At 36.8% G+C, this 3519-nt stretch carries 3 protein-coding genes; all 3 read left to right on the top strand.

Going from position 1 to position 3519, the window contains the following annotated elements; genetic code table 11:
• Nucleotides 1-286 precede the first annotated feature (286 nt).
• On the top strand, nt 287-1540 hold the full coding sequence (locus tag PLK24_RS05775; protein WP_324477176.1) for an extracellular solute-binding protein: 1254 nt from the start codon (nt 287-289) through the stop codon (nt 1538-1540).
• 68 nt (nt 1541-1608) lie between these two features.
• Nucleotides 1609-2505, top strand: coding sequence for a carbohydrate ABC transporter permease (locus tag PLK24_RS05770; RefSeq protein WP_324477174.1), 897 nt, complete (start codon nt 1609-1611; stop codon nt 2503-2505).
• A gap of 53 nt (nt 2506-2558) precedes the next feature.
• The gene (locus PLK24_RS05765; RefSeq protein ID WP_324477173.1) at nt 2559-3410 is read left to right on the top strand and encodes a carbohydrate ABC transporter permease; all 852 of its coding nucleotides are present in this window, start codon (nt 2559-2561) and stop codon (nt 3408-3410) included.
• The last annotated feature ends 109 nt before the right edge of the window (nt 3411-3519 follow it).

Raw genomic sequence — 3519 nt, 5'->3', positions numbered from 1 at the left:
TGGTTTTCAGGATAGACCCTCATGATGACTAGCAGCACCAGATGAGGATAGAATTATACACGTTCCCTGCTATTAATCACTGGTCACAGCATTCAAAAAACGGAATAATGAAGCCTTCATGAGAAAGAAACTGCTTAAAATAATGATATTTTAACCCCAACACTAAAAATAAAAGAATAATTCCTATATTTATGGGTATAATTTATCAGTTAGGATAGAATGCCAATTATTTTCAACCGAATATGTTAAAATAATTTAAATAAGTATATAGGAGGGCTAAATATTTATGAAACACAAAGGAATTTTTTTCATCACATTAATTTTACTGGTATTTTCGTTTTCGGTTATGGTTAGTGCCAAAGTAAGCCTGAGTGCTCTTTTTATGAAGCAAGCCGGCTATCAAGAAAGCGATATGATAGCCATGACGGATGAATTTTTAAAACAAAATCCAGATGTCGAAGTTAATTTAAACTTTGTATCCTACGAAGAACTCCACGATAAAATTGCCGTAGCTGCTGCCAGTGAATCGGGAGTATACGATGTCATTATTAGTGACTGTGTCTGGCCGGCGGAATTTGCAGAGGCAGGATGGATTATTGATGTTACTGATCGTTTAAAAGACGAAGACCGAGCCGACATCTTTCCAACCGTTCTGAATTCAGTGACCTATAAAGATAGAATTTATGGGATGCCCTGGCTCAATGATTGGCAGTATTTTTTTTATAACAAGAAAATGTTAAATGAAGTTGGTGCTTCAGTTCCTACTTTATGGCCCGAGGTGATTGAAACTTCCCAAAAAATGAAAGCCAATGGAATCATCGAATATCCAATTATTGATTCCTGGGGGCAAGGAGAGGTAGTAGTTGTTCAGTATTTGACCTATTTAAATGCCATGGGTGGGAAAGCCTTTGATGAAAATGGTTTGCCGATTTTAAACCAAGGAAAAGGCCTGGATGCCTTGAGCTATATGGTGGATAATTTAAAAGCTGGAATTTATAATCCAGCTTCAATTGAAAGTTTTAACGAAGAGGTACGGCGAATCTATTCTTCCGGTCAGGCAGCTTTTGGTCTGAACTGGATTTATATGTATAATTTATCAAATGATCCACAAGAGTCACAAATTGCCGGAGATTCTGAAATAGCATTAATACCCGGTTTTCCCGATGGGAACAAGAGTGCTTCCTGTAATGGTGGGATGGGTTTGAGCATAGTGAATACCTGCAAAAATCCAGATGTAGCATGGGATTATATAAGTTTCTTATGCAGTCGTGATATACAGAAAAAATACAGTGCCAACGCTCTTCCCATTTGGATATCCCTCTATGATGATCCAGAGTTAATCGCTCTTCAACCCAAAGCTATCCCTATTGCAAAGGAACAAATTCAGTATGTGTTTGATCGGCCACAACTTCCTTGGTATTCGCAATTTTCCCAATTGTTAGGAGAAGAGTTGCAATCAGCTATTACTGGAGCTAAGATTCCTCAGCAGGCACTTGATGATGCTGTTGCACGGATGAAAGAAATTCAAGAAAGATATTAGTCTATTGAATGCAACCTAAACAGCAGGGATTAATACTCCTGCTGTTTAGGTTGTAGATTGAATTAACTATGAAATCAAACCAGTACAACCGAAGAGAAGTCAGATTTGCCTGGCTATTAATCATTCCTGCTTTTATTTTTATTGGAATTATTATTTTTTATCCAATGGTGATGGCTTTCTATACCAGTCTTCATCAGGTTGACTTAACTCGAAAAGCCCAGGGAATGCCCTTTATTGGTTTTAAAAATTATATTGATATATTGAAAAGCAGCGGATTTTGGGCCTCAATTAACCGCACTGCATATTTTACCGTAGTATCTATTGCCATTGAAATGGTAATTGGTTTTTTAATTGCTCTTCTTCTAAACCAAAAATTTTGGGCACGAGGGATTCTCCGCAGTTTATTGTTGGTTCCATGGGCACTTCCGATTACCGTTGATGCTATTATGTGGAAATGGATATTTAATGCTAATTATGGAGCGTTTAATGCTCTACTCAAACAAATTGGTTTAATTGATTCTTACCGAGGTTGGTTAACTCGTCCGTGGAGTGCTATGCATTGCGTTATTGTAGCTGATGTATGGAAGATTACACCATTAGTTGCCCTGTTGCTTTTGGCAGGATTGCAAACCATACCTCGAGAAATGTATGAAGCTGCTACTGTTGATGGGGCGAGTTGGTGGAGAAGCCTTTTTTCCATTACCTTGCCTCTATTAAAACCTACGCTAACTGTAGTTTTGGTAATGCGTACCTTAGATGCCTTTCGAGTTTTCGATATCGTATATATTATGACTTCGGGTGGACCTGCCAATGCAACCAAAGTTATTTCCTTTATGACCTACCAAGAAGCTTTTAAATTTTTAAATTTTGGTCGTGGTTCTGCCTTGGCTTATCTCATTACTTTAATAGTGGCTCTTTTGGCTTATATTTATACCATCAACATCGGGAAACATATCGAATATTAAAAAAAAGAGTATTTTATAATTCTTTTAAACGGATTTTATTCAGGAGTGAATAAATGATTGTTAAAAAGTATAAAATATACCGAACAATTGGTATCACCGTTGGGTCAATTATCTTAGTAGCAGGCTTATTAGCACCCTTAGTTTGGTTGTTGATATCAAGTGTTGCTGATTTAAAAGATTTGCTAAAAATTCCACTGCAATGGATACCGGAAAACATATCCTTTGAAAGATATTCAAAGATACTTTTTTCCCAGGGTTCTGAAAGTGAATTCCGGAAAACAATGATGAATAGTTTTGTGGTAGCTTCTGCAGTTACCATTATTTGTGTTTCAATTGGCTCGCTCTCGGCTTATGCTTTTTCACGACTCAGATTTCCTGGGAAAGATAAAATTTTATTTGTACTTCTCTTTTCATACATGCTTCCTCCAGTGGCCATCATTATCCCTATTTATCAAATATTTAGTCGATATAATTTGCTCGATACGAAAACAGCTTTAATACTGGTTTATTCTGCTATCATCACTCCTTTTGTGATTTGGATAATGCGAACTTATTTTGATAGTATTCCACGGGATTTGGAAGATGCAGCTAAAATTGATGGATGCACTTATTTAGGTATGTTATTTCGAATTATGATTCCTCTTTCAGCGCCAGGGATTGTAGCTACTCTCCTTTTGGCATTTTTAATGTCTTGGGAAGAGTTTTTTATGGCATTAATTATGACTTCATCGGTTGTATCAAAAACCATTCCCATATCGATTGCTGAATTTTCCGGCCGCCATTCAATTGATTTTGGGATGATGGCTACCGGTGGAATATTAGCAGCAATTCCACCGGTTATAATTGCTTTGATTTTCCAAAAATATATCGTCGGTGGTTTACTATCCGGAGCAGTTAAGGGGTAGAAAGCATAATTAACATAATTGCCTGGTAGCGAAAAACCGCTCTAAAAAAATTTTGTTTTAATGAATGTGGACCTTCATGCTATAGTATGACGCCAGATGAAGATGAAAA

Origin of the sequence: Atribacter sp. (genome assembly GCF_035418125.1) — a bacterium.
In the GTDB taxonomy this organism is placed as follows: Bacteria; Atribacterota; Atribacteria; order Atribacterales; family Atribacteraceae; genus Atribacter; species Atribacter allofermentans.
This window is presented reverse-complemented; position numbering and strand designations above follow the sequence as displayed.

What these genes read in the sequence shown, in the direction of transcription:
- PLK24_RS05775 (WP_324477176.1), top strand. Translation starts at nt 287, where the DNA reads ATGAAACACAAAGGAATTTTTTTCATCACATTAATTTTACTGGTATTT.
- PLK24_RS05770 (WP_324477174.1), top strand. Translation starts at nt 1,609, where the DNA reads ATGAAATCAAACCAGTACAACCGAAGAGAAGTCAGATTTGCCTGGCTA.
- PLK24_RS05765 (WP_324477173.1), top strand. Translation starts at nt 2,559, where the DNA reads ATGATTGTTAAAAAGTATAAAATATACCGAACAATTGGTATCACCGTT.